Here is a 25,383-nt window from a genome sequence, read left to right as displayed (position 1 = left end):
AATGTCCAAAGCAATACGCATCCACGCCCATGGCGGTCCGGAGGTCCTGACCTATGAGGACGCCGATCCGGGCCAACCCGGCTCGGGGCAAATCCTGGTCAGGCACACGGCGATCGGCCTCAATTTCATCGACGTCTATCATCGCTCCGGCCTTTACCCGCCGCCAGGCGGTTTCCCGCTGATACCCGGCGGCGAGGCGGCCGGGGTGGTGGTGGAAGTGGGCGCGGACGTCGACTGGCTGAAGCCGGGCGATCGCATCGCCTACGCCGTGACGACTGGCGCCTACGCCGAACAACGCGTGATCGCCGCTGATCGGGTCGTCAAGGTGCCGGACGGCATCAGCGACGAACAGGCGGCCGCCATGATGCTGAAAGGGATGACGGCGGAATATCTGCTGCGCCGTACCTTCGAGGTGAAGGCGGGCGACACGATCCTGTTTCACGCGGCGGCCGGCGGTGTCGGGCTGATCCTCGGCCAATGGGCCAAGCATCTCGGCGCAACCGTGATCGGCACCGCCAGCTCCGCCGACAAGATCGAGCTCGCCAAGGCGCATGGCTTCGACCACGTCATCAACTACCGCGAGCAGGACTTCGTCGCCGGCGTCCTCGCCATCACCGGCGGCAAGAAGTGCGACGTCGTCTATGATTCGGTCGGCAACGACACCTTTCCGGCTTCGCTCGACTGCCTGAAGCCGCTCGGCATGTTCGCCAGCTTCGGCCAATCGTCGGGACCGGTCCCGCCGTTCAGCATGTCCTTGCTGGCGCAGAAAGGTTCGCTGTTTGCAACCCGTCCAACACTGTTCGTCTACAACGCCAGGCGCGAAGACCTGGAGGCGTCCGCCGCCGCGCTGTTCGAAATCGTGCTCAGCGGCGCGGTCAAAATCAAGATCAATCAGCGCTACGCGCTCCAGGACGCCGGCAGGGCGCATTCCGACCTCGAAGGCCGCAGGACGACCGGGACAACCATTTTTGTCCCCTGAGCCTTGCCATCGCTTGGAGCGACCTGCGTCCACTTGGACGCACAAAAGCACGCTCTGACATTTTGAATCTGCGCATCGTGCTTTCCGAAAATCGATTTCGATTTTCGGGCCGATGCGTTAGGTTTCCGCTGAAATTCTTGAAGCTCTTTCAAGACGGGTGCCGCTTTGCGACGACAGCAGGCCACGCATACCATGCCTGCGGGAACACAGAACATATCTGGCAAACCAGATGGGAGGCACTGTGAGTGCAAATCAGGACGACGCCAACCTGCTTGAGGTTCGTGGCCTTACCAAGACGTTCGGCACACTGACAGCGTGCGACCATATCGATCTCATCGTCGCAAAAGGCGAAATCCATGCGTTGCTCGGCGAGAACGGCGCCGGCAAGTCGACGCTCGTCAAAATGCTGTTCGGAACGCTGGAGCCCAATTCGGGCGAGATTTTCTGGAACGGCCAGGCGGTCACGATCACCAATCCCGGCTTTGCGAAGAAGCTTGGCATCGGCATGGTGTTCCAGCATTTTTCGCTGTTCGAGGCACTGACGGCGGCCGAGAACATCGCGCTGTCGCTGGACGACGGTTCGCCGATCAGCACGATCGCCGCGAAGGCGAGGGCGCTTTCCTATAGCTACGGCCTGCCGCTCGATCCGCAATCGCTGGTCGGCGACCTCTCGGTCGGTGAGCGCCAGCGTATCGAGATCATCCGCTGTCTGCTGCAGACGCCGCAGCTCATCATCCTCGACGAGCCGACCTCGGTGCTGACGCCGCAGGAAGCCGACAAGCTGTTCGAGACGCTCGAACGGCTGCGCTCGGAAGGAAAGTCCATCCTGTACATTTCGCACCGGCTGGAAGAGGTCAAGCGTATCTGCGACCGCGCTACCGTGCTGCGCCACGGCAAGGTCGTTGGCCATTGCAATCCGCGCAAGGAAACCGCGGCATCGCTGGCGCGCATGATGGTCGGCAACGACGTGCAGGCCGTGGTGCGCGCGCCGGCCCAGGGTATCGAGACTGCGCAGCCGCTGCTTGAAATCCGCGCGCTCAGCCGCAAGCCCGCAACGCCGTTCTCGATCCCGCTCAGAGACATCAACCTGGCCGTACGCGCCGGCGAAGTGATCGGCATTGCAGGCGTCGCCGGCAACGGCCAGGGCGAGTTCTTCGAATCCGTTTCCGGTGAGGTGCCGCAGCAGGATGCCGCCTCGGTGCGTATCCGCGGCAAGGACGCCGGCCACCTCAGCATCACCGGCAGACGGCTGATGGGCGCTGCCTTCGTGCCGGAAGAGCGGCTCGGCCACGGTGCAGCACCGCGCATGAAGCTTTCGGAAAACCTGCTGCTGTCGCGCCATGCCACCGACGGCAAGGTTTTTGTCGGCGCCGGCGGAATGGTCAAAAGCGATGCGATCTATGCAGCTGCCCAACGCATCATCAAGGCGATGGATGTGCGCAAGAGCGCTGCGGACCCGGAGGCGGCAGCGCTTTCAGGCGGCAACCTGCAGAAATTCATCGTCGGCCGCGAACTCGACCGCAGGCCAAGCGTCATGGTCGTCAATCAGCCGACCTGGGGCGTCGACGCCGGTGCGGCCGCCCATATCAGGCAGACGCTTATCGAATTGGCGCGCAGCGGCTCGGCAGTGCTGGTCATCAGCCAGGATCTCGACGAATTGTTCGAGATATCCGACGCGATCGCGGTGATGCACAATGGCGAGTTGTCGAAGCCTTTGCCGATCGCCGAGGCGACGTTCGAAAAGATCGGACTGCTGATGGGCGGGGCCGAGCCGGGCCACGCCGAACACGCTCTGGAGACGTCATGATGCGCCTCGAACTCGTCAAACGGCCGCAGCGCTCGATGCTGTTCTCGGCGCTGTCGCCCTTCATTGCATTCGTGCTGACGATCATTGCCGGCGCCATCCTGTTCGCGCTGCTTGGCGTCAATCCCTTGAAGGCGTTCCAGATCTACTTCCTCGAGCCTGTCAGTCAGGTCTGGCAGCTGCATGAGCTGGCGATCAAGGCGGCACCGCTCATCCTGATCGGGGTAGGCCTGTCGGTTTGCTACAGAGCCAACATCTGGAACATCGGCGCGGAAGGCCAGTTCATCCTGGGCGGCATCGTCGGCTCGAGCGTTCCGGTGCTGTTTCCACAGTTTGAAGGGCCTCTGGTGCTGCCGCTGATGCTGCTGTTCGGCATGGTCGGCGGTGCCGCCTACGCCGCCATTCCCGCCCTGCTCAAGGCGCGCTTCAACACCAACGAGATCCTGACCAGCCTGATGCTGGTCTATGTCGCGCAGCTGTTCCTCGACTGGCTGGTGCGCGGGCCGTGGCGCGATCCGAAGGGTTTCAATTTCCCGCAGACGATACAGTTCAACGACTCGGCGATATTGCCGGAACTGATGCCGGCCTCCGGCCGCGCCAATTGGGGTTTCGTGTTCGCGCTGGTCGCGGCGGTGCTGGTCTGGATCCTGATGAGCCGCATGCTGAAAGGCTTTGAGGTCCGCGTGCTCGGCTCAAGCCCCAGGGCAGGGCGCTTCGCCGGCTTCGGCATCCACCGGATGGTGTTCTTCGCCTTCATGCTGTCGGGGGCACTGGCCGGACTTGCCGGCATCTCGGAAGTCTCCGGCGCCATCGGCCAGCTGCAGCCGGTGATTTCGCCCGGCTACGGCTTTGCCGCCATCATCGTTGCGTTCCTCGGCCGGCTCAATCCATTAGGCATTGTCGCGGCGGGCCTGGTGCTGGCGCTGACCTATCTTGGCGGCGAGGCGGTGCAAAGCGCGCTCGGCATCTCCGACAAGGTGGCGCGCGTGTTCCAGGGCATGCTCCTGTTCTTCGTGCTCGGCTGCGACACGCTCATTCACTACCGCATTCGTCTGATCGGCCTGGCTGCGCCGACGCTTGAAGCCGCGCCGAAGCTGGAGGAGGCCCGCTGATGGACATCACCGTCAACATTCTTTTGACCATCGCAACTGCGGCGACGCCTTTGCTGATCGCGGCGATCGGCGAGCTGGTGGTCGAACGTTCCGGCGTGCTCAATCTCGGCGTCGAAGGCATGATGATCATGGGGGCGGTCGGCGGTTTCGGCGCCGGCTATCTCACCGGATCGCCATGGATCGGGTTGTTGGCGGCGATCGCCCTGGGTGCGGTGTTTTCACTGCTGTTCGCCGTCATGACCTTGTCGCTGGCCACCAACCAGGTTGCGACCGGCCTGTCGCTGACACTGCTCGGCCTGGGGCTTTCCGGCATGATGGGCACCAGCTTTGTCGGCCAGCCCGGCGCGAGGCTGCCAAACCTCGACATTCCCGGCCTGACAGCGATGCCCGTCGTCGGCAGGTTGCTGTTCGGCCAGGACCCGATCTTCTACATCTCGATTGCATTGACCGCCGCCGTCATGTGGTTCCTGTTCAAGACCCGCACCGGACTGACGCTGCGCTCGATCGGCGACAGCCACACATCGGCCCATGCACTTGGCATCAAGGTCATCCGCTACCGCTATCTGGCAGTGATCTTCGGCGGCGCCTGTGCGGGCCTTGCCGGGGGCCACCTGTCGCTGGTCTATACGCCGCAATGGGTGGAGAACATGACCGCCGGGCGCGGCTGGATTGCGCTGGCGCTGGTCGTGTTCGCATCATGGCGGCCATGGCGGGTGCTGGCGGGCGCCTATATCTTCGGCGCGGTCTGGATCGGCCAGCTTCATGCACAGGCTTTCGGCATTCCGGTTCCCTCGCAACTGCTTTCTTCGTTGCCCTATCTGGCAACCATCGTGGTTCTCGTTCTAATCTCGCGCAACAAGCGTTTGACGATGATGAACACACCGGCTTCCTTGGGGCAGCCATTCGTTCCGGATCGCTGACGATAAAAAGACAAACGGGAAGCTCCAAGGCTTAACTCAGAGAGGTAACACGATGAAAAAACTGCTTATTGCGCTGATGACCGCGGCGGCGGCATTGTCGCTGGCGGCGACCGCCGAAGCGCAGGAAAAGCTGAAAGCCTGTTGGGTCTATACCGGCCCGATCGGTGATTTCGGCTATTCGTACCAGCATGACCAGGGCCGCCTGGACGTGGAGAAGGCACTCGGCGACAAGGTCGAGACCGCTTATCTGGAGAACGTCTCCGAGGGTCCCGATGCCGATCGTGCCTTCGAGCGCCTGGCGCGCGAAGGATGCAAGATCATTTTCGGTACGTCCTTCGGCTTCATGGACCCCGAAGTGAAGGTCGCCAAGAAATTCCCCGACGTGATGTTCGAACACGCGACCGGCTACAAGACATCAGAAAATCTCGGCATCTACAACGCACGCTTCTACGAAGGCCGCTACATCCTCGGCCAGATCGCCGCCAAGCAATCGAAGTCGGGCGTCGCCGGCTACATCGTTTCGTTCCCGATTCCCGAAGTGGTGATGGGTATCAATTCCTTCATGCTCGGCGCCCAGTCGATCAAGCCGGATTTCAAGGCGAAGATCGTCTGGATCAATTCATGGTTCGATCCGGGCAAGGAAGCCGATGCCGCCAAGGCTCTGTTCGACCAGGGCGCCGACATCATCGTCCAGCACACCGACTCGACCGCTGCCCTGCAAGTCGCCGAAGAGCGCGGACTGCAGGGCTTCGGCCAGTCTTCGGACATGATCAAGTTCGCCCCCAAGGCGCAGTTGACCTCGATCGTCGACGATTGGGGCCCGTACTATATCGGCCGGGTGAAGGCCGCGCTCGACGGCACATGGAAACCCGGCAATGTCTGGCTGGGCATCAAGGACGGCGCCGTTAAAATGGCCCCTTACACCAACATGCCCGACGACGTGAAGGCGATGGCGGAAGCCACCGAGAAGAAGATCGTCGAAGGATGGAACCCGTTCACCGGCCCGATCGCCAAGCAGGACGGCACGCCGTGGCTGAAGGAAGGCGAAGTCGCCGACGATCCGACGCTGCTCGGCATGAACTTCTACGTCAAGGGCGTCGACGACAAGCTGCCGCAGTAAGCGCAAGATGGGCCAAAATCTTGACAGGCCAAAATCTTGACAGGAAGGGCGCCGCGCGGTGTCCTTTCGTTTAGCAAGAGCCCGAAATAGGGATCGATTTCGGGAAGGGTCATGCGCAAAATCAGGTGTTATGTTATGCGGCGTCCTTTGCCGCCCGAAAGGACGCGGCGCCGTAGGGCGAGATGCGGTCAGACCGCTGAGCCGTAAAGATCGTAGGCGTCGGCACGGTCGATCTTGACGGTGACGACATCGCCGGCGCGCAACGGACGCCGCGACTGGATATGCACCGAGCCGTCGATTTCGGGTGCGTCGTATCTGGTGCGGCCCTTCGCCGAGGTGCCATGCGCCTCGTCGATCAGCACTGGCAGACGCTTGCCGACCTTCCTGGCGAGTTGCGTTGCCGAGATCTTCTGCTGGCGCTGCATGAAACGGTGCCAGCGCGCCTCCTTGATCTCCTGCGGTACCTGTTCGAGGCCGAGGTCGTTGGAGCGGGCGCCCCTGACCGGCTCGTATTTGAAGCAGCCGGCGCGGTCGATCCTGGCTTCGTCCAGCCAGTCGAGCAGCATCTCGAAATCGTCGTCCGTCTCGCCGGGGAAGCCGACGATGAAGGTGGAGCGGATCGCCAGATCCGGACAGATTTCGCGCCAGCCGCGAATGCGGTCGAGCGTCTTTTCGCCATGGGCGGGCCGACGCATGTTCTTCAGCACTCGCGGCGAGGCGTGCTGGAAAGGAATGTCGAGGTAGGGAAGGATCGTTCCTTCGGCCATCAGCGGGATGACATCGGCGACATGCGGGTAGGGATAGACGTAGTGCATGCGTACCCAGACGCCGAGCTTGCCGAGTTCCTCCGACAGATCGAGGAATTTGGCCCGCACTTCGCGATCGCCGAACATGCTGGTCTGGTATTTGATGTCGATGCCGTAGGCGCTGGTGTCCTGCGAGATCACCAGGATTTCCTTGACGCCGGCCTTGGCCAGTTTCTCGGCCTCGCGCAGCACGTCGGCCGCCGGCCGCGAAACGAGATCGCCGCGCAACGCCGGGATGATGCAGAACGTGCAGCGGTTGTTGCAGCCCTCCGAAATCTTGAGATAGGCATAGTGGCGCGGCGTGAGCTTGACGCCTTGCGGCGGCAAAAGGTCGACATAGGGATCGTGGCTCGGGGGCGCGGCCTCATGCACCGCAGCCATCACGCTCTCGTAGGCCTGCGGACCGGTGATGGCGAGAACGTTGGGATGTTTTTCGCGGATGACGTCCGGTTCGGCGCCGAGACAGCCGGTGACGATGACCCTGCCGTTCTCCGAAAGGGCGGAGCCGATGGCATTGAGCGATTCATCGCGAGCCGAATCGAGAAAGCCGCAGGTGTTGACGACGACCAGATCGGCGCCGTCATGCTTGCGCGCGATCTCATAGCCCTCGGCGCGCAGGCGCGTGATGATGCGCTCCGAGTCCACGAGGGCTTTGGGGCATCCAAGGCTGACGAAACTGACGCGAGGGGCAGACATTTGCGGTTTCCAATGGACGCGGGCCGGAAACCCTTAGGCCCGGCCCGGAAGTCTCGATGCATGTTGATCTTTTGAACTTTCGCAGAAGCTCAATTCGCACGGCGCAATAGCATAGTTCCGCAATCAGGCAAACCGAGGAATGGCTTGGCGCCTCGGGCGGGCCTGCACTGCTAAGACCGGCACTGCTCAGGTTTCAATGACCGCCCGGCCCGAACCAGGGCGCCAGGAACGCAAACTGTTCGGGCCACTGCTGCACAGCACCATCCAGAAGCATCTTCACGGCGACATAGAAAATGATCACCAGGCCGATATAGGCGATCCAGCGGTACTTATGCAGGAGGCGAGCGACAAACGAAGCGGCGAAGCCCATCAGCGCAATCGACAGCGCCAAGCCGATGATCAGGACCGTCGGATGGTCCATCGCCGCGCCGGCGACTGCAAGGACGTTGTCGAGAGACATCGAAACGTCGGCAATGACGATCTGCCAGGCTGCCTGAGCGAAGGTCTTGCGCGGCCCCTTGCCGCCAATCGTCCCGCTTTTGTCATAATCGACATTCGACAACGCTTCCGTCGCGTCATGTTCCTGCTCGTAGCTGACACGCAACTCGCGCCACATCTTCCAGCACACCCAAAGCAGCAGCAGGCCGCCGGCTATGAGGAGAATGGGGCCGATGGTGAGAAGCCACTGGGTGATCAGAGCGAAGAAGATGCGAAGCACGGTGGCCGCCGCAATGCCGACGAGAATCGCCTTCTTGCGCTGATCCGACGGCAGGCCCGCCGCAGCAAGGCCGATGACGATGGCATTGTCGCCGGCAAGCACAAGGTCGATGGCAATGACCTGGAGCAGGGCCGCGAGGCCGGCGGCGGTAAAAATTTCCATCAGCTGGAATTTCCTTGCTTGGTCGCCAATCGTTCGTGCCCGGACGCCCTAACGTGTATGGTTCCCGTGCGTCAAGGCTCCATGGCGATATAGACGGCAAACTGCCTATCGCGGGCGCCATCTCCAGCAGCCGGTGAAAGCTGCCAATCGAACGGCGCCCCGGTCGTCAAGACGCATTGCACCGCAGACGCCCGCTCACAGTGCAGGCCCCAAACGAGGGTTGGAGCACAGAGGACAGGGTTGAAGCCCGCCGCCAGCGCAATAGATTTCGGGGACCGAAGGGTACGATGCCTAAAGTTCCTCACAGGAGAGGCTCGTGACGTCCGACAACACACCCGTCCCTTCCGGGGCACCAATCCTTTCCGGGGCAATCGGGGAGTACCGCGAGTTCGATCCTGCGGCCGCACTCGAAGGGCATTTCCAGTGTGCCTGGTCCAATACATTGCGCCCGGACGCGGCGAGCCTGTCGGCCGTGGTCCCCGACGGCTGCGTCGACATCACCTGGATCGACGGCGATCTGGTCGTGGCGGGCCCCAACGTGGCCGTTGCCCTCTCTACTCTGACACCTGGCTCTACGGTGATCGGCGCCCGCTTCCGACCGGGTGCGGCAAGCCGATGGCTCGGCCTGCCGATGTCGGAAATCGTCGGCGGCCGGGTGGCGCTCAGCCACTTCTGGGGAGCGCTTGCGCGCGAAATCGCCGAAAAAATTGGCGAGGCGTCCTCGACGATAGAGCGGATGCGGGCGATGCAAGCGGCACTCTGCAGGCTTGCGCCGGATGTCGAGCCGCCGCCTGCGGACATGGGATTTGCCTTCAACGCGCTGAAAACCGAATCCGCCGGTCCGGGCATGGCGGTGATCCTCGACCGGCTCGACGTCAGCCCGCGAACGCTTCGCCGCCGCTGCCAGGAGGCTTTCGGCTATGGCCCGAAGACGCTCGACCGCATCCTCCGCTTCCAGCGGTTCCTGAACCTGGCGCGGCAGTCCACCGAGCCGCGCCTGGCCGGTCTGGCGTTCGAGGCGGGCTATTCCGACCAGGCGCATCTGACGCGCGAGGTGCGGCGCCTGTCGGGCTTCTCGCCGGCGACGGTTCTGCGGCAGCTCGGCGCCTGAGCTGGCCGTTTCGTTCAATACGCCACCGCCAACGCGGCCTAGTCTGCCTTCGTTGAAAGGAGGCAGATATGACGATCTACAAATCCCGCATCATCACCGTGTCCATCGACCGGGACTGGCGCGAAGTCTATGACTTCGCCTCCATCCCTGAGAATTTCCAGCGCTGGGCGGCAGGCCTCGGCAGGCGCTTCGAAAGATCGGGCGAGGAATGGACCGCGGAGGACCCCGACGGCCGGCCCATCCGCATCCGCTTCTCCCGGCCGAACGAATACGGCGTCCTCGATCACATCGTCTTTGCCGATGACAAGGAAACCCGCAATGCGGTGCGCGTGGTTCCTAACGGGACCGGCGCGGAGGTCATGTTCGTGCTGTTGAGGACGCCGGACATGACGGAGGAGATATTCGCTGCCGACGCCGAGGCCGTGCAGCGCGACCTCAACAGCCTGAAGGCAATGCTCGAGCGCTGAGCATCCAAAAACCGCGAAAGGAGAAGATCATGGCCAAATCCAGCAACGACAAGCGCATCGATTATGTCGAGTTTTCCGTCGGCGACATCGCGCGCTCGCGCGACTTCTATGGAAAGGCGTTCGGCTGGTCCTTCAAGGACTACGGGCCGAGCTATTGCGAGTTCAACGACGGCCGCCTGACCGGCGGCTTCGCTCTGGGTGGCCAGGGCAAGGCGGCAGGCGGACCGCTGGTGATCCTTTATGCCGACAAGCTCGACGAGACCCAGCGCCATGTCGAGGAGGCCGGCGGAAAGATCGTCAAGCCCGCCTATTCCTTCCCGGGCGGCCGCCGCTTCCATTTCTCCGATCCGGACGGCTACGAGCTGGCCGTGTGGTCGGACAAGTGAAGAAGGTGAGGGGCGCCGAGCCGAGTCCGGTGCCTCTTCACATGGTTTGCGCGGGCCATCGGGACTTAATGCGGCTCTTGGCGCCAGGAGTGGAGATAACACCGGGCGAGCCACCGATTGCGCGGCAGGTGTCCCCGCGCTGAACCCCTTGGAGATGCCTGCCGCTGCTGTTGTAACAAATTGATCTCGCATCGTATAAGGCTGGCCTGAGGACCATCGCATACCGCACGGCGCATGACGGAACCGACACGAACGACAATACGGCAAAGGCTGTATGCTTTTTTGATTGCAGGCCTGGGCGGGCTGGCCGCATCGGCAATCTCGTTTTCAATGACGCTCTACGAAGCTGCCCATCCGCCAAAGGTGCCGGTTGTGCAGGCAGGCCAGCAAATCGATGCCGGTCGCTGGTTTGTGACCTTGCGAACGGCACGTGTCGGAACCGTGCCGCCGACAGGCGTTCCCCCATCGCGGCCCGTGCAGCTTGTGATGGTGGACATGGATGTGGTGAACCGTTCCGCCACCCCCAACAACGTGCTCCATCGCGTCGTCACGCTCAGCGCGCCGGCGCAAAAGCTGCCGATGCCAACGGGTTATCTCGATCGTGACAAGTATCTGGCGGGATATTTCAATCCCAACATGCCGGAACGCCTGACCATGGCCTGGGAGTGGCCGGCCGGTGTGCCCGTGCCCGACAAGGTGACGATCACCGTCACCGGCCAGATCTACAAGCTGCGTGACAATGTCTACGGCGCAAGCGGGTGGTTCGACCGTGATCCGGTTGCGACGGTCGACCTGCCGGTGGAGAAGGCGCCATGATGCGCATGCTGCGTTCGGTGCTGGCGCTGCTGTTGGCTGCCGCCGTGCTCTACGGCATGCAGCACACGCGCCCGCTGTACAGCGACATTACATCGCCGATAGTCGCTTCGGGCGGGATGAACAAGCGTGTGGAGGCCCGCGCCTTCGCGCTTTCGCTTGACAGCGCCAGGGTGGCGCGTGTTCTCAACGTCGAGACCTTCGGCAAGTCAAAGACCTACACGAGTTCCGGCGTATGGGTTGTGGTCGAAGGCGAGGCCGAGGCGAAATTCGAGACCCTGGGACTCACATCGGGCGAGTGGCTGAGCCGCAGCGGCATCCGTTATGTCCTGACCGACCGCTTGTGGGCGACGATCGAAATGATGCCGGGCGATGTCTACCAGCCCGGGCTGCCACGCCGGGTCCTTCTGGTGTTCGAAGTGCCGGAGGATGCCGTCGCCGACGGCACCGTCGTGGTCGCACCCACAAAATTGCTGCCGCTCGACGACGAGATCCGCATCGCCACGAACATTTCGGGCAAAGACATCGAGCCGGCGATCACCATCCGCCGCAACGAAGAAAGGCCGCCATGGACAGTTCTCCCGCAAAGGTGACGTCAACGCGGCGAGGCTACTGGCTGAGCATGATGGCGCTGGTGGTCGCACTGCCTGCCGCGCTGGCCGTGCAGACGTGGGGAAGCATCAAGGACTGGCGCTCCCAACATCTGCGCCAGCCGCTATCTGCGAGCTTGGGACAGCCGGTCGATTATGCCGGCGCCAGCTGGACCGTGACACGCTTCACCAGACTGGCAGGCAGCGCGGGCAGCGCCGTCGTGCTTGCCGAATTCGAAGCTCTCGCTGCTGACCCGAAAGCGCTCGGCTCGGTTCCATGCGAGGTGCGGCTTTCCGATGGCAGCGGTCGCGAATGGCGGCCAACCCTGTTTGCCGATCCGGTGGTCAGGAAGCAATATCCGGAGGCCGAGCAACGGTCCCTGTGCGGCGGCATGGCATTCGCCGCGACGGAGCCCGGCAAACCGGCACGGATGGCTGCCAGTTTTTCGATCCCACCTGCGGCGAGCGGCCTCAGGCTGTCGATCGCCCTCTACTCGGGGCTGCCGAGTTATCTCAGCGTCAGCGAACCGCGGACCTGACGCCATTCGCTTCGCCAGCCATGGCGACCGCGGTCTCGAGCACGGCTGCAAGCAGCGCGACCCGGACCGGATCGAGCAGGATTCCTCCGTCGAGGTCGCTAGGGCTGCCGATGAACAGGCTGATGGCATCGGCGAAGATCTGCCAGGTCCCGAGATCGTGCGCTCCGATCAGCCTGGTCAGGCCATACCATGTCCAGGCGCCGGCCCACGAGATGGCCTGATAGGCGATGACGAAGGTGACAAGCGTGGCCAGGCCGGCACTGAGCGTCAGCTTGACGCAAGTCCAGACCGGCGAATAGCGGCTGCGGTAACCGCCAACGAAGTGAGACGCGAAATCCTTCAGCCACTTCTGCCAGGAGCTCGCTCGGGATGGCGCAGGACCGGGAGCGGCCGGCGCGGAAAGCTCATAGCCGTTGATGATCGCCGCCATCACCAGCCAGACAATCGGCAGCAACGCGAAAAAGAATAGATTCTGAAGCTGCTCGCCGAAGGGAAGCGGCCGGAATTCCACGGGAACGAACTGGCCGGCTGCGACCGCCTGACTTACCGGCGCAAGCAAATCGAGGCTGAGCTGTTGCAGCGCGGCGCCTGCGCCAAGCCAGCGGATGAACTGGTCCTTCCATACGCCGAGCGCGTAGAGGCCGATGAAGACCCAGGTTGCGTCCGTCGCCACGATCAGCAGCCGCCAGTAAGGGTGGGACGCGCGCGCGTTCAGTCGCTTGGCGGCAAAACGCACCAGCCAGCATATGACGATCGACAGGACCACGCCGCTTGACTGAAGAATGGCGAAGATGTCGACGCTCTTGCCGAAATCGGCCTGGGCGAGCGCCATGCGCGAATATTCGCGAACCGTATCGCCAAGAAAACCCCAGGCGGCATAATAGGCGAAGAACGGCAGGATCGCAGCGGCGGTAATCGCCAGGACCGGCTCGCGCTTTGTTTCGTCCACTGCCTTTTTGGCTTTTTGCCTCAGTGCCGCCACCGCCGGCATGTGCGGCCGGAGCACCACGAACATCACGACCAGCACCGTCAGCTTGGCGAGGACCACCAGCGACAGCATGACCATTCCGCCCAGCGGGAATTGGAGGCCGATCGTCACGGCGCCCTGAAGCAGCAGACCACGAGCGATCATACCCAGGCAGCCGACAAGCAATAGCTGCGGCCAGCACTGGACAAGCAATCTCGCGGTTAAGGCAAGCGGCCGATATATGTCCTCAATTGCCGTGGTCATCGCGTCGGTTTCGTAGTCCGATCCTGGATTTTGTTTCACCAAACGGTCCGCCTTCAGACCGTTGCGATCAAATTCAAACCACCTGGGGTTGAATACGATCGGAGGTATCGCAAGTTCACCTCATCCGCCTTGCAGGCGATGGCAGCTGCGGTTCAATCATGGGATTTGGCGTCCGTCAAATCCGTTCATGACGCAGCCATGCTCGGCCAAGTTGTTTCCGGGCGATCGGGGATCCCCGTCATCGTCCAAATCAATTCATCAATTCGCCAAAACCCTTTGGAACACGTGGAAATCGAACCTGGCTCTTAACTGCGTTGAGTTATTGCCATGCCCCGTGCGCAGTCAATAGCTTGTGCTTTTCGAAGATCGCCAGTTTCTGCGGATAAGTGATCCGCACCTTGGCGTTGCACCCGTCGCATCTGAAGTGGGCGATCGTTTTCAGCGCAGAGCCCTTCCTTACCGCCGGATGCGAGCAATCCGGACAAGCGAATGTGAGGGCAACATCAGACAGGTCTTCGGCCAAACCCATTTCCATCTCCTTCGCAAGCGCTGTGGCTACACTCTGGCGAGACTCAAAAAGCAATTACGATGCCAATCCGGCTGTGCCAAAGCGGGACGGAAAGATTCGTCAGGAAAGCCGCCAAGCTAGCGCGCCTGTTCTGCGCCCTTTGAACGACGAAGCGACCTGACCTCCTCCAGCAGTTCGCGCTCACTGGTCGTAATGTTTCGGAAGATTGCGACAATCATCACCGCCAAGGCTTCGGCATCCCGGCTCAAAGGGTCAATGTGTTCATCTGCGCAAACCTGATCGTACACGCGTTCACAAATAGCCAGATCGTGAGGGCTGAGGCGGGTGCGATTGAAACGCCGGTGCGGCATTGCGAACCTTCGAGGCTCGCTGCCCGTGCAAAAGAAGCGGGCCTTTGCACAAACGCGAACCGTCGAGTGGTTGTTCCCGGCTGCAAGCTTCTGTTGCACCGACCACCGGCAGGATCCGCGTCTCGCCTCCACGCAATTACGCCAACGTGCGTCGTGGGATGGCGTATAAATCCGTCTGTGGTCGTCATTTGACGACTGTTCAAAGCGGTATCCGTTGAGCATTCTCAGCGCCAAGCGCGGGGGCGGAGATGTTTTTCAAACAGAATCCACAGAATTCAATGGATCATCTAACAGACGATCCCATTATCCGCTGCGATATCGCAGATCGGGTATTAAAGGCCGCCGAGAGCGATAGGAATCTGCCGATTGCGTGGCGCGTGTACAGATCGCCGCAAGTTGCAGAAAAAACCCGTCAAACCCGCGCGTCTCCTGGTCCAACGCATGTTGCCCAAAAGCATGCCCTCGGGGCCGGACACGAGGGTGCGCAACCGAGCGGCCGGCGCCGCTTGGGGGGCGTGGGGTAAGAACGCTCGACGGCGCCGGCCAGGCGGATTGGGGGTCCGCCGCCGTTGGATAGTACCGATTTTGGCAAATCAAGTAATTCCGTTATCGCGGAATGTCACGAGCCGGTCGACAACGCTCAGTCCTTTGCATCGTCATCGTCTTGCACAGAGCCATCGTTTTCATCTGCCGGGCTTTCAAACCCGGCCAGCTGCCGGTCGGCCACTTCTTTGGCGAGGCCCACCAGGGCGTCGACCTCTTGCATCTGGTCCACATGACCGCCATTGGCGACATGTTTGCGGATCCTCTTCAGTTGGTCGGAGGTTCGTCGCAACGTTTGCGCGATTGACAGCTTCTTGGCCACGTCTGCATCTCCTGCATCCCAACCAACCATCCAGACGAGCAAGCGTTCCGGCGGGAAAGCTTTTGCGACAAAAGTCGATACTCCATCGATCGGCTCGATACAGCCTTCGCAACTGCGACAGGCCGTCGTGGCATCAAAGGTGCGCCGCAATGGGTCAACATGTCTGGCACCGCAATTGCATGGGCATTGATGGGGGGCGAGTGGGGGGCCCCGCCGCTTCGCAAATGGAGCGGCGGGGCTTTTTTGCATTCTTCATTGGCAAGTGCTCAATGATGCAGCAACTCGCCAAAGATGATGCCTCTGGTGTGCTTGTTGGTTCTAATCCTGGAAGTCCGCGCCTTCCATTGGGCAAGTTCGAGTGGCCCGGCAGCTCTACTGGGGGACTGTCAGCAGGCCGCCGGGCCAAGACCAGCGGGCTTAAGAGGAGGCGCTGTGCTGGCTGAGCCAAATCTGCGCTCAAGACAACGCAATAGCATCATTCGAACGAACACTTCCGTCCATCCAGATCTCGTTGATTTTGATGCCGGCTTCGACGCAGGGCAGGTGAGGGGCGGGCGCCGCTGACCTCTTAGTCGTCTGCGACGCCAAGGCCCGCTTTCCTTAGCGAGCCGAGGAACAACTCGACATCTTGCGGACGGGCCAACCGCGCCGAAACCACCTGGCGCATGTTCTTCACCAAATCAGGTTGATTTTGGTTCAGCCATGCGACCTCGCGATCAGCCGCGATTTTGTAGCCTCCCTCACCGAAAACGGCAGCGGCAAGCAAATGATAGATCGGATTCGACGGAAATGGCGATTTGTTGATCCACATAGCTGCCTGAGGATAATCCCCGCTGAAATACGAGCAAAGGGCCAGATCCACGTCATAGTAGCCTGGCCCTGGGTTCTTCTGACGCGCCTCCGCTATCAACTGGCATCCGTCATGCCAATTTCCAGAAACCGCCAGGCGCTCTCCATATTCACCCATAAACTCGGTGTCGTTCGGGTTGATGGTCAAAGTCTGCTTGCCCACTTTCAATGCGGCATCGATCTCCTTGTGGAAATAGAGCGCAACCATTTCCGCCTGGCGTCCCCGGATGTTGACAGGATCAAGCCCCACAGATCGCCTTGCCGCCGCCAAGGCGCGATCGAGCGCAGCGGCGGACTCAGCGGGGTTGGCTGAAAACTCGAATCGGTAGTCATCTATGTAGATCAGCGAGAGAAGACCCCAAGCGGTGGCGTAGGTCGGAAAGCGGTCCACCGCCTTCTCAAGGCACGCGCGTACCGATGACCGGCTTTCTGCATCGACACCGACCCGATATGCGTAAAAAGAAAGCGTGCAAGAGTAGGCGGCCCAATCGTCGGGCGGATTGACGACGTGGAGATTGGCGTCTGCCTGGAAGATGACGCCATATGCCTGGGCCAGGCTCGATGACACATTACGCGCGATGTCCGTCTGGACTTCCACAAGCTGCGCCACTTTCAGCCCGCCATCATAGCTTTCTGCCCACAGAACCGAGTTGTCCGCCCGGTTGAGCAGCCGGACCCGAAGCCGGAAGGCATCGGTCGACAGGTTCACGCTTCCGGCCAGGACAAATCGTGCCGGCGAGATCGATGGATCCTCCCCCTTTGCGGCCGACTCCACGACCACGATATCCTTGAATTTGGAAAGCTGGCTCACGACTTCCTGCCTCAATCCACTCGCGATGGCCTTGGAGGCTTCCGTTCCTGAAAGGTCGTCAAACGTCTCGACCAGCAGTCGCGGGATCTCAGGCGAAGTCGGGCGAACGTCGCTCCTCGCCAATCCCAATGCCAGAACAGCCAGTGCCGCGATGATTGCCGCAAGAGCCACCGTCAGCCATGATGCCTTCATCCAGCGAGCAGGGGGCGCGACTTTCTCTGCTCGGTTGACCGGCAAGGCCGGCTCGATGGTCTCGAGGGGCGATCGCACCGAGAACGTTGGAACGTAACCGCCTTTCGGGATCGTGATGAGAATAGGATCGTCGTGTCCGGCAGTCAGGTAGTATCGTTCGAGCCCGCGCCGGAGGTGGCCAGCCTCGATGCGGACAATCGGATCCGTCTGCGGGTCGAAGGACATGTCACGGCCGAACACTTCGACTGCGATCGAATAGGCCTTGATCCGATCACCGCGACCCGCCATCGTCTCCTCCACCACATGGCTGAGGAAGCGGCGCTCGCGACCGGTTGCATCGAAGTCCGCGCTGTTGAGTATCCGGGCAAGCTGGGCACGACAATCCTCTGGGGCGAGCCCATGCTCCCTCCCTATGGCTGGTTCGGCCCGGATCACCTTGGTTCCCTCACCTGACGTTCTGGGGGTGACCACTCCCAGTTATATTTCATTTTTCGCCGGCTACCCTCGCTGCGTAATTTATAACCGCGAGCCTGTTCTTGCAATACTCCCAGTAGTCTGAACAGATAACGCTGGGACGAAGGCGACGGTTCTCGCAATGCGCCGGCGGATGACGACGGATCAAAGAGTTGGGCGGCCTCGCCGGCAGCGCAATTTGAATTTGCGATTTTATAGGGCTTGGCGCCGATCGAACTCGCTACGGGATGTTCAGAAATTACCCTGTTGCCCACGTAACTTACATTCCGCAGCCGCCTCCATGCGATAGGTTACGGTGGTCCAGGGAAACACGAATCTGCGTCATGAGGATGGACGACGAACCGGCTGATAAAATAAGAGCGGTCTCGGCGGCGGTGCGTCGGTTCCCGCAATTTGAGTTGTCGATCCATCGGCTGGTGGACCGAAGTGAGGGCTTTCAGGATATGTGCGAGGAACTTGCTGAAGCGGAACTCGCACTCTCAAGGATCGACAAGGTCCCGCCGGCATCCCGCGAGGCCAGACGAGCCGAATGGCAGGAACTGGTGGATCGGTTGATTGGGGAAGTCGGAGCCGTGCTGCACGCGGATGCCGCCCGGAAACCGCATGTCATTCCTTGGCCGCCACGCCAGAACTAAGCGGAGGCTGGCTTGGATGGCAATCGACCTGCGTGCGGTGTTGGGCGGTAAGCCCCGACAGCTTCGGATTCCGCACGGGAATCAGCCTGCTGTTCCCGAAGTAGGCCCGGCACTGTCCGTCCGTGACAGCAATAAATGAACCCCTGTCGACATGAAAGACGATCGGAAACCGATATCCATTAGCTGAGCGGCGCGAATAGAGATATGTTGTCACTGCGGGTGCAAGACGATCCGTCGGACGTGAAGTAAAGGACGGAACTGGAGGGGACTTCGATATGGGAATCATCCGAGCTCTCGTGTTGGCTTCGGTGGGAACAGCGGCAGCGCTGTTTGCGGTGCCAGCGATCGCTGCTGACGCTGCGACGCAACTTCCTGAAGCCGCACCCGTGCCTGCTGAAGCCGCGCCGGCCTGGACCTTCACCGCAGAACCCTATTTCTGGATGGCAGGCATGAAGGGCAGGGTCGGAGTCAGGGGCCTGTCGCCTGTGGATATCGACGTCGATTTCGGCCAGATTTTCGACCACATCGATTGGTCTCCCCCGCCGGTCATGCTTGCCGGGGAGGCGCGCAATGGCCGCTACGCTCTTTTCACCGACTTCATCTACCTGGGACTCGAGGCCGATGGCACGTCGCGCGGCCCGTTGGCTCTTTTTTCGGCCGAAGCGAACGTGAATACGGTGGTGTGGACCTTCGGCGGCTCCTATCGGGTCGTCGACAATGGCACCGCGACCCTGGACGTTCTGGCCGGCGGACGGCTTTGGCACCTCGATGCGGATCTGACCGTTACTGGCCCTCTCGCCGTAAGAGAGGCCAGCGGCAGCAAGACCTGGGTCGACCCCATTATTGGCGTGGCCGGCGATATTGCTCTCGGCAACGGTTTCGGGCTCCATGGCGAGGCGGATGTCGGTGGCTTCGGCCTTGGCGCCGACATCGATTGGCAAGTGCAGGGCACGCTTCAATACCGGTACAGTGATTGGGTCACGCTGGAAGCGGGCTATCGCTACCTTGCCGCAGACTACGAGGACGACGGATGAGCCTGTCCAAAGTCAGGCGTATCAGCGACGTCTTGTTGGCGTCGGCGTTGGCTGGCCTGCTGTTGGGCTGCGCGTCCCGTCCGACGAATGTGCTGCTGCCCGTGGCCGATACCTCGCCTTCCTCCAGCAAGGTGGAGATGCTGGTCACAACGACACGCAGTCGTTCCTCCAATCCGGCACAAATGTTTACGGGCGAGCGCGGACTGGCTCCCTCGTTCGCGGAGATTACGGTGTCGATCCCTCCGGCATCGGTCCGCAAGGTTGGAGAGGTCGCATGGCCCAAGAAGCTGCCGTCAAACCCGGCGACCGATTTCGCCGTCGTGCAGGCCCAGGAATTGACGCTCGAGACAGCGAAGGCGTGGCTTAGCGCCTCTGTCAGGAAGAGCCCGGATCACAGTGCCCTCGTCTTTATTCACGGATTCAACAATCGCTTTGAAGACGCGGTCTATCGCTTTGCGCAGATCGCAAAGGACACGGACACGCAGAGCGTCCCGATCCTGGTCACCTGGCCCTCCCGAGGCAGTGCGCTGGCGTATGGCTACGATCGTGAAAGCACCAACTACACGCGAAATGCGCTTGAACTGCTGTTCCAATACCTTGCACGCGATCCCCAGATAAAGGAAGTTTCGATCCTCGCCCATTCGATGGGCAACTGGCTTGCGCTGGAAGGCTTGCGCCAGATGGCCATCCGCAATGGCGGCCTTCCGAAAAAGTTCAAGAACGTCATGCTGGCCGCGCCAGACGTCGACGTCGATGTGTTTCGCACTCAGATTGCGGACATGGGCAAACAGCACCCGCAGTTCACCCTCTTTGTCTCGCAGGACGATCGCGCGCTCAAAGTTTCGCGACGGGTCTGGGGCGATATCCCTCGGCTCGGATCGATTGATCCAGAACAAGCTCCATACAAGGAAGAACTCGCGAACAACAACATAACCGTCATCGATCTGACGAAAATCAAATCCGGAGATCGTTTGCATCACGGAAAGTTCGCCTCGTCACCGCAGATCGTGCAACTGATCGGGGCGCGTATGGCCGGCGGCCAGACGTTGACCGACAACAGGATAGGCCTGGGCGACACCATCATCCATGCAACGACGGGTGTGGCGGCAGCGGCGGGCAGCGCGGCAGGGTTGGTGATTGCGGCACCTGTTGCAGCGGTCGATCAAAACAGCAGAGAAAATTTGGGCAATCACATCGGCGCCTTGACAGGGTCCCAGACCAGCCGGAAATCGAGTGCTGGCAAGGAATGCGTTGGCTCCGCCACAAAAGATTGCAAGAAGTAGCCCTCGGTTGGCCTGCGCGAGAACTCGCCGCCGGGTCGTCATCTCAGACGGAGATGGCGGGCAGCATCATCTCAGCGAAGGCTGACGTTATCCCGCGTTGCACCGAAACATCTTGCCAGCCCTCCGCAGGCTCTGGCCGCGCAGCTGTCGCGACGGCTCTCGCCCTGAATTCCTTGCTGATAAAAGAGCGGACATTTCGGCGTGCAGAGCGCACACATTTGCGGGGATCCAACTCCACCGCGTGCCGGGCGATGGCCAGGGCACGACCGACCGCCGACGACGAGGCGGAGGCAGCCGGAAAGCGTGAATCGGACTTCGTCGATGGTGATTTGAGCCAGCAGGGCCCAGGCAGTCGCATAGTTAGGAAATCGCCCGACCATCCAAGGCAAACGCGTGCTCCAGCGCTGGCCTTGGGAACGAGGCCCACCGGTATGCCGTCCGCGATCCGGTGGACTTGGGCACGACAGTCTTTCCGCGCAGGGGATTGAACTTCCTTACTGCAGAGGCATCCGCCCGGATCACCGTACCCTCGCGTGTTGAGGTTTTCGACCGCCCGCGCCTCGTTTTTCGTCAATTACGGGTTGGTCCACGTAATTTACATACTGCGGCTGGCACGGCACGAATGCCGAGCCTAAGTTGCTTTGAATAACGTGGCGCAATGCCAGCGAGTATCGGCCAAAAGGCAAGAAAAGCATTTTCAGCGCAGCGCGTCGGTTCCCGATCCGTCGGTTGATGGACCGGACGCTTCTGTTCCGAAAAAATGAGAAGACCGGCCGCCCCGCGGCCTGAACCGCTGTGAAGGATGAAAAGCCATGAAACACTACCTGAAATTGGCCGGCTCTACTGCGACCGCTGCACGCACGACGAGACTGCTTTGCGCCACCGCCGCGGCGGTACTGATCGGCATGAGCACCGCTTCCGCCGAAGCGCCGAAGATGAAAATGACGACGCCGATACCGGATTCCATCGTCACGCCGGAAAGTGTGGACACCAGGATTGGCAAACTGAATTTTTTCGATGGCTTCCCGGATGACGCCACTTCGGAGAAGATCTACGACAATCTCGATTTCATGCGCGGCGTCGATGCTTTTCTCAACGCCATGCCTGGTGCATCCGTCGAAGCTATGCGGGTTGGATTTGCCAGCCAGGGAGCCGACAACAACCAGACCATCCTGGTGTTCGAAAACCTGGCCGACTCGCATTCGCTGTTCCTGACGGCCAACACCGAAAGCATCTACAATCTCATGTGGCTGGACACCAAGGCTGGCCCGCTGGTCATCGAGACACCGCCCAATATCCTGGGCATGATCGACAACCATTGGTTCCAATATGTCGGCGATGTCGGCAATGCCGGACCGGACAAGGGCAAGGGCGGAAAATACCTGCTTTTGCCGCCGGGTTACCAAGGCGAGATACCCGAAGGCTATTTCGTGTTTAAGACGTCAACCTACGGAAACCTGTTCTTCTGGCGCGGCTTCCTCGAGAACGGCAGTACCGCCACTGCTGTCGAAAACACCAGGAAATTCGCCAAGGTTTATCCTCTTTCGGAAGCTGACAACCCGCCGCCGATGAAGATCATCAATTCCTCCGGCAAGGAGTTCAACACCATCCATGCCAATGATTTTCATTTCTACGAGGAAGTGAACGACATCGTCCAATACGAGCCGGAGGAGTCCTATCACCCGGAAGTGTTGGGACAACTCGCCGCCATCGGCATCGTAAAAGGCAAACCCTTCGCGCCGGACGAGCGGATGAAAAAGATCCTCACCGAAGCCGTAGCCGTCGGCAACGCGACGGCGCGCACCATCACCTTCAAGACCCGCATGAAGGATGCCTACTACTACCCGGACAGTGCCTGGTTCACCGGTTTTGTCGGCGGCAGCTACGAGTTTCTTCTGCAGCCCGGCGTGCGCTATCTGGATGCCCGTGTCCTGTTCCACTACTATGCGACGGGCATCACGCCGGCCATGGCGATAAAGCGCGTCGGCATCGGTTCGCAGTATGCAGGCGCCACGACCGACAAGGACGGCAAGCCGTTCGATGGCGGCAAGACCTATAAGGTGCATCTGCCGCCAAACATTCCGGCAAAGAATTTCTGGTCGTTCGTCTTGTATGACAATCAGACGCGTTCGATGCTGCAGACGGACCAGCAATTCCCTAGCATCGGCAGCGACAAGAAAGACATTGTGATCAACGCGGACTCCTCGGTCGATGTCTGGTTCGGCCCGACGGCGCCGGAAGGCCATGAGGCCAACTGGATCCAGACAGTTCCCGGCAAGGGCTGGAACGTTCTTCTTCGCCTCTATGGTCCGCTGCAGCCATGGTTCGACAAGACCTGGAAGCCGGGCGAGATCGAACTCGTCCCGTGACAAGTGGATACGGTTGGCCATGGGGCGCGGATCCCATGGTCCCGCTGGCGCTCTTCTCATTCAACGTCGGCGTCGAACTTGGCCAGCTGATATATATTGCCGTCGTGCTGGTCGCCATCCATCTAGTCCAGCGCGTTTATGAATTGCCGCGGCAGGCGGTTGTCGCCTCAGCCTATGTCATCGGGACGATCGCAGCGTTCTGGAGCATTGACCGCTTTGATTCAATGTTCATGTAGCGGGCGTGGAGCGACCGCATGGGTACAATGAAATCCGAGCAGCGATCCGATCCGCAGGAAGGCTCTGACCCGTGGGTGGATGCTCGCCCCGCTTCATGCCTTTCTCAGAAAGGTCCAGGCCGAGTTCGGATGACGTGGACAGACCGCGCAGCTCTATGGCGTGTCCCTCACCGCCTCCAAGGGGGCCTTGCTCTTTTTCAGGGTTTGGGTTGCCTGATGAGCAGCCGCCGCAGTCTCCCCGCCACCCTCGACGTGAACGGTGGGAACCGCGATCTTGATACCGTTTTCCGCGAATGCCGCCTTGATCATCATGAGTGCGCGCCGCTTGATGCCGAATTGGGTCCCGGGCTTCGTCATCAACTTCATCCTCAGAACGATCGCATAGTCCCCGAAACTGTCGATGCCCTGCATTTTGAGCGGTTCGATCGTGTCGGTCGCAAATTCAGGATCGGCTGCCAGTTCCTGGCCGATCTTCTTGATGAGCTTGCGCGCCAGATCCACGTCGGAATCGTAGGTAACGTTGATCATCATCTTGTCGAGCACCCAATCCCTGCTCATGTTCTGGACCGCCCCGAGCTCACCGAATGGGACGGTGTAGACGGGGCCGCGATGATGCCGCAGACGCACCGAACGCAGGCTGAAGGATTCGACCGTGCCTTTGTAGCTGCCGCTCTGGATGTATTCACCGACCCGGAAGGCGTCGTCCATCATGTAGAAGACGCCGCTCAGCACATCTTTGACCAGGGTCTGCGAGCCGAAGCCGATGGCGACGCCGAAAATTCCGGCACCCGCAATCAGCGGCGCAATCTGCACGCCGAGCCCAGCGAGGACGGTCAGAATGGTGACGGCGACTATGAACACGGCAAGGGCGTTGCGAAAAATCGGCAACAGCGTGCGAAGCCGGCCGCTGCGAGCCAGTTCATCGGCGCTGCTCCCATCCGTCGGCTCGAGGTTCATCCGATATTCGATCAATGCCTTCGACAGTTGCCAAAGCATGTCGGCGATGAGCAAAATGATGATGCCGTTGAGCAGCCCGGCTATCAGGAAGCCGCCGGTCTCGCTGCCGGCGAAAGTTGCGGCCCTGAGCCGCCAGATATAGGCGAGCCATGCGACCGCCGCGGCAATGACCGCCGCCCTGGCGCCCCTGACAATGAGCACGTTGAATACGACGCCCATCGCGCCGCTGCGCTTCGACCTGCCGGCGAAGGCCTGTGCCGCGGCGCCGACCCCGCGCAAGGCTGTCGGCAGCACCAGGGCGAAAATCCCAAGCCACAGGACGCCGAGCAGGCCGGCGACCCAAGCCCCCCAGAGCACGATCAGGAACAAGGTAAGAAACGATTGCTTGACCAGAGAACCTCGCACGTCGGGCCGGTGCCAGACAACGTCGATTGCGGTTGCCAGAATGCCAAGCCCGAACAGGAAGGCGGCGAGCTCTGCAGCCTCGGGAGAGAAGCCCAGGCCAGGCATGAGGCTGGCAATCGCCCAGCCGAACAACAGGAACCCGGCCACAAGGCTGACTCGCCACCGCCAGAAACGGGTCGAAGCTTCGCTTTCGAAAAGCGGAGTCGGCCTGTCCGAGGGAGCGCTCGTCGCACCGCCGAACGCAAACAGCAATCGGGCTGCCGCGCGAACGATACGGAACGCTATGAACGCAAGAAGCAGGGTCAGAATGATCCTGCGGAGCAGGGGTGGCCATCCGAGTGCCAAGAACGAACCGGCGCTGGCGAGCGCAAAAGTCAGCAGGGCGACAGTCTCGAAGAGGATCGCTTGTCCGGCGTCTTCCTGAGCAACCGCGCTCCTCGTCCTGGCGAGCGCTCGTCGCACCGCCCACTCGGCTCCGAAACCGACCGCGATCAAGACCGCCAGGATGCCCATGACCAGCCCTGGCCTGCCGGAGTTCACGTCACGCGAGACAATTTTGGCGGCGCGCGACAGTTCTTCCGGCAGGCGCGGGATCGCGGCGCCGAGCGCACCGATACGGGCACGAATACCCGCCTCCAAGCTCAAGATGTCCTCGGAAATGGACAGGCCGGGCTCGTCCGTGGCCGCTGGAATCTTTCCCTCGAGCCACGCCTTTAGTTGCGGATCGGACAAAAGCTCGAGGAACTGCTTTGCCTTTTCGGGCGGAAGGTCTGGGGAGGGCTGTTGAGCTAGCGAAGTTCCCTGCAAGAGCGCTAGCAAGAGCACGACGATAACTGGCAAGAACCCGAGCCGTAGCTTGTAATTCATGAGTGCCTCGAGTTTTGAATGCCGCAGCTGCACATATTGGCTCCTCGCCCTTTTATGGGCAACTGTTCTGGCT

At 61.2% G+C, this 25,383-nt stretch carries 24 protein-coding genes; 16 read left to right on the top strand and 8 right to left on the bottom strand.

Going from position 1 to position 25,383, the window contains the following annotated elements:
* Position 1: 1 nt before the first annotated feature.
* The 5 genes from X738_RS70005 (at position 2) to X738_RS69985 (ending at position 5,935) form a co-directional block, all read left to right on the top strand.
* Complete coding sequence (locus X738_RS70005; protein WP_023801838.1) at positions 2–979, top strand: quinone oxidoreductase family protein; 978 nt, start codon at positions 2–4, stop codon at positions 977–979.
* A gap of 229 nt (positions 980–1,208) precedes the next feature.
* On the top strand, positions 1,209–2,786 hold the full coding sequence (locus X738_RS70000; RefSeq protein ID WP_023801837.1) for an ABC transporter ATP-binding protein: 1,578 nt from the start codon (positions 1,209–1,211) through the stop codon (positions 2,784–2,786).
* Entirely contained in the window at positions 2,783–3,895 is a 1,113-nt protein-coding gene (locus X738_RS69995; protein ID WP_031255988.1) for an ABC transporter permease, read from the top strand. Before X738_RS70000 ends, X738_RS69995 begins: the two co-directional genes overlap by 4 nt.
* Positions 3,895–4,815 (top strand): ABC transporter permease, encoded by a 921-nt coding sequence (locus tag X738_RS69990; protein WP_031255985.1) that lies wholly within the window; start codon positions 3,895–3,897, stop codon positions 4,813–4,815. Before X738_RS69995 ends, X738_RS69990 begins: the two co-directional genes overlap by 1 nt.
* 52 nt (positions 4,816–4,867) lie before the next feature.
* Positions 4,868–5,935, top strand: a complete 1,068-nt coding sequence (locus X738_RS69985; RefSeq protein ID WP_023801834.1) for a BMP family ABC transporter substrate-binding protein — start codon at positions 4,868–4,870, stop codon at positions 5,933–5,935.
* 188 nt (positions 5,936–6,123) lie between these two features.
* On the opposite strand, the gene rimO is transcribed toward X738_RS69985, so the two are convergent.
* On the bottom strand, positions 6,124–7,437 hold the full coding sequence (gene rimO / locus X738_RS69980; RefSeq protein WP_023801833.1) for a 30S ribosomal protein S12 methylthiotransferase RimO: 1,314 nt from the start codon (positions 7,435–7,437) through the stop codon (positions 6,124–6,126).
* A 193-nt stretch (positions 7,438–7,630) separates the two neighbouring features.
* Positions 7,631–8,317 carry a TerC family protein gene (locus X738_RS69975; RefSeq protein ID WP_023801832.1) on the bottom strand — a complete coding sequence of 229 codons (687 nt, stop codon included), beginning with the start codon at positions 8,315–8,317 and terminating at the stop codon, positions 7,631–7,633.
* A 316-nt stretch (positions 8,318–8,633) separates the two neighbouring features.
* On the opposite strand from X738_RS69975, the gene X738_RS69970 reads away from it, so the two are divergent.
* From X738_RS69970 to X738_RS69945, 6 genes are all read left to right on the top strand, one after another.
* Positions 8,634–9,428, top strand: a complete 795-nt coding sequence (locus X738_RS69970; protein WP_031255983.1) for a helix-turn-helix domain-containing protein — start codon at positions 8,634–8,636, stop codon at positions 9,426–9,428.
* Between the two features lie 68 nt (positions 9,429–9,496).
* Positions 9,497–9,895, top strand: a complete 399-nt coding sequence (locus X738_RS69965; RefSeq protein WP_023801830.1) for a hypothetical protein — start codon at positions 9,497–9,499, stop codon at positions 9,893–9,895.
* 29 nt (positions 9,896–9,924) lie between these two features.
* Entirely contained in the window at positions 9,925–10,281 is a 357-nt protein-coding gene (locus tag X738_RS69960) for a VOC family protein (protein WP_023801829.1), read from the top strand.
* A gap of 282 nt (positions 10,282–10,563) precedes the next feature.
* Positions 10,564–11,097 (top strand): hypothetical protein, encoded by a 534-nt coding sequence (locus X738_RS69955; RefSeq protein ID WP_051407909.1) that lies wholly within the window; start codon positions 10,564–10,566, stop codon positions 11,095–11,097.
* The gene (locus X738_RS69950) at positions 11,094–11,687 is read left to right on the top strand and encodes a hypothetical protein (protein WP_051407908.1); all 594 of its coding nucleotides are present in this window, start codon (positions 11,094–11,096) and stop codon (positions 11,685–11,687) included. The genes X738_RS69955 and X738_RS69950 overlap by 4 nt, the downstream gene beginning before the upstream one ends.
* Complete coding sequence (locus X738_RS69945; RefSeq protein ID WP_128169546.1) at positions 11,663–12,223, top strand: hypothetical protein; 561 nt, start codon at positions 11,663–11,665, stop codon at positions 12,221–12,223. Before X738_RS69950 ends, X738_RS69945 begins: the two co-directional genes overlap by 25 nt.
* On the opposite strand, the gene X738_RS69940 is transcribed toward X738_RS69945, so the two are convergent.
* The 5 genes from X738_RS69940 to X738_RS69920 form a co-directional block, all read right to left on the bottom strand.
* Entirely contained in the window at positions 12,204–13,493 is a 1,290-nt protein-coding gene (locus X738_RS69940; RefSeq protein ID WP_245277769.1) for a hypothetical protein, read from the bottom strand. The two genes, X738_RS69945 and X738_RS69940, sit on opposite strands and share 20 nt — an antisense overlap.
* Positions 13,494–13,773: 280 nt before the next feature.
* The gene (locus X738_RS69935; RefSeq protein ID WP_023801824.1) at positions 13,774–13,983 is read right to left on the bottom strand and encodes a hypothetical protein; all 210 of its coding nucleotides are present in this window, start codon (positions 13,981–13,983) and stop codon (positions 13,774–13,776) included.
* 116 nt (positions 13,984–14,099) lie between these two features.
* A complete protein-coding gene (locus X738_RS69930; protein ID WP_023801823.1) occupies positions 14,100–14,333 on the bottom strand; it encodes a hypothetical protein in 234 nt (77 codons plus the stop codon).
* Between the two features lie 640 nt (positions 14,334–14,973).
* Complete coding sequence (locus X738_RS85155; RefSeq protein ID WP_128245053.1) at positions 14,974–15,198, bottom strand: hypothetical protein; 225 nt, start codon at positions 15,196–15,198, stop codon at positions 14,974–14,976.
* Between the two features lie 568 nt (positions 15,199–15,766).
* A complete protein-coding gene (locus X738_RS69920) occupies positions 15,767–17,485 on the bottom strand; it encodes a hypothetical protein (protein WP_023801821.1) in 1,719 nt (572 codons plus the stop codon).
* A gap of 362 nt (positions 17,486–17,847) precedes the next feature.
* On the opposite strand from X738_RS69920, the gene X738_RS69915 reads away from it, so the two are divergent.
* The 5 genes from X738_RS69915 (at position 17,848) to X738_RS69895 (ending at position 23,081) form a co-directional block, all read left to right on the top strand.
* The gene (locus X738_RS69915; RefSeq protein WP_051407907.1) at positions 17,848–18,159 is read left to right on the top strand and encodes a hypothetical protein; all 312 of its coding nucleotides are present in this window, start codon (positions 17,848–17,850) and stop codon (positions 18,157–18,159) included.
* A 449-nt stretch (positions 18,160–18,608) separates the two neighbouring features.
* Complete coding sequence (locus X738_RS69910) at positions 18,609–19,193, top strand: hypothetical protein (protein WP_156942661.1); 585 nt, start codon at positions 18,609–18,611, stop codon at positions 19,191–19,193.
* The gene (locus X738_RS69905) at positions 19,190–20,476 is read left to right on the top strand and encodes an alpha/beta hydrolase (RefSeq protein WP_051407906.1); all 1,287 of its coding nucleotides are present in this window, start codon (positions 19,190–19,192) and stop codon (positions 20,474–20,476) included. The genes X738_RS69910 and X738_RS69905 overlap by 4 nt, the downstream gene beginning before the upstream one ends.
* Positions 20,477–21,288: 812 nt before the next feature.
* Positions 21,289–22,845 (top strand): DUF1254 domain-containing protein, encoded by a 1,557-nt coding sequence (locus X738_RS69900; protein WP_023801817.1) that lies wholly within the window; start codon positions 21,289–21,291, stop codon positions 22,843–22,845.
* A gap of 35 nt (positions 22,846–22,880) precedes the next feature.
* Positions 22,881–23,081 carry a HupE/UreJ family protein gene (locus tag X738_RS69895; RefSeq protein WP_023801816.1) on the top strand — a complete coding sequence of 67 codons (201 nt, stop codon included), beginning with the start codon at positions 22,881–22,883 and terminating at the stop codon, positions 23,079–23,081.
* A gap of 153 nt (positions 23,082–23,234) precedes the next feature.
* On the opposite strand, the gene X738_RS69890 is transcribed toward X738_RS69895, so the two are convergent.
* Positions 23,235–25,310, bottom strand: coding sequence for a mechanosensitive ion channel family protein (locus tag X738_RS69890; protein WP_023801815.1), 2,076 nt, complete (start codon positions 25,308–25,310; stop codon positions 23,235–23,237).
* Positions 25,311–25,383: the final 73 nt, after the last annotated feature.

Origin of the sequence: Mesorhizobium sp. L48C026A00 (genome assembly GCF_000502375.1) — a bacterium.
In the GTDB taxonomy this organism is placed as follows: domain Bacteria; phylum Pseudomonadota; class Alphaproteobacteria; order Rhizobiales; family Rhizobiaceae; genus Mesorhizobium; species Mesorhizobium muleiense.
The sequence above is the reverse complement of the archived record's forward strand: the minus strand, read 5'-3'. Positions and strand labels throughout refer to the sequence as shown.

What these genes read in the sequence shown, in the direction of transcription:
- X738_RS69935 (WP_023801824.1), bottom strand. Translation starts at nt 13,983, where the DNA reads ATGGGTTTGGCCGAAGACCTGTCTGATGTTGCCCTCACATTCGCTTGT.
- X738_RS69905 (WP_051407906.1), top strand. Translation starts at nt 19,190, where the DNA reads ATGAGCCTGTCCAAAGTCAGGCGTATCAGCGACGTCTTGTTGGCGTCG.
- X738_RS69910 (WP_156942661.1), top strand. Translation starts at nt 18,609, where the DNA reads ATGAAGGGCAGGGTCGGAGTCAGGGGCCTGTCGCCTGTGGATATCGAC.
- X738_RS69950 (WP_051407908.1), top strand. Translation starts at nt 11,094, where the DNA reads ATGATGCGCATGCTGCGTTCGGTGCTGGCGCTGCTGTTGGCTGCCGCC.
- X738_RS70000 (WP_023801837.1), top strand. Translation starts at nt 1,209, where the DNA reads ATGGGAGGCACTGTGAGTGCAAATCAGGACGACGCCAACCTGCTTGAG.
- X738_RS69895 (WP_023801816.1), top strand. Translation starts at nt 22,881, where the DNA reads ATGGTCCCGCTGGCGCTCTTCTCATTCAACGTCGGCGTCGAACTTGGC.
- X738_RS69930 (WP_023801823.1), bottom strand. Translation starts at nt 14,333, where the DNA reads ATGCCGCACCGGCGTTTCAATCGCACCCGCCTCAGCCCTCACGATCTG.
- X738_RS69900 (WP_023801817.1), top strand. Translation starts at nt 21,289, where the DNA reads ATGAAACACTACCTGAAATTGGCCGGCTCTACTGCGACCGCTGCACGC.
- X738_RS69990 (WP_031255985.1), top strand. Translation starts at nt 3,895, where the DNA reads ATGGACATCACCGTCAACATTCTTTTGACCATCGCAACTGCGGCGACG.
- X738_RS69985 (WP_023801834.1), top strand. Translation starts at nt 4,868, where the DNA reads ATGAAAAAACTGCTTATTGCGCTGATGACCGCGGCGGCGGCATTGTCG.
- X738_RS69995 (WP_031255988.1), top strand. Translation starts at nt 2,783, where the DNA reads ATGATGCGCCTCGAACTCGTCAAACGGCCGCAGCGCTCGATGCTGTTC.
- X738_RS70005 (WP_023801838.1), top strand. Translation starts at nt 2, where the DNA reads ATGTCCAAAGCAATACGCATCCACGCCCATGGCGGTCCGGAGGTCCTG.
- X738_RS69960 (WP_023801829.1), top strand. Translation starts at nt 9,925, where the DNA reads ATGGCCAAATCCAGCAACGACAAGCGCATCGATTATGTCGAGTTTTCC.
- X738_RS69915 (WP_051407907.1), top strand. Translation starts at nt 17,848, where the DNA reads ATGAGGATGGACGACGAACCGGCTGATAAAATAAGAGCGGTCTCGGCG.
- X738_RS69975 (WP_023801832.1), bottom strand. Translation starts at nt 8,317, where the DNA reads ATGGAAATTTTTACCGCCGCCGGCCTCGCGGCCCTGCTCCAGGTCATT.
- rimO (WP_023801833.1), bottom strand. Translation starts at nt 7,437, where the DNA reads ATGTCTGCCCCTCGCGTCAGTTTCGTCAGCCTTGGATGCCCCAAAGCC.
- X738_RS69945 (WP_128169546.1), top strand. Translation starts at nt 11,663, where the DNA reads ATGGACAGTTCTCCCGCAAAGGTGACGTCAACGCGGCGAGGCTACTGG.
- X738_RS69890 (WP_023801815.1), bottom strand. Translation starts at nt 25,310, where the DNA reads ATGAATTACAAGCTACGGCTCGGGTTCTTGCCAGTTATCGTCGTGCTC.
- X738_RS69965 (WP_023801830.1), top strand. Translation starts at nt 9,497, where the DNA reads ATGACGATCTACAAATCCCGCATCATCACCGTGTCCATCGACCGGGAC.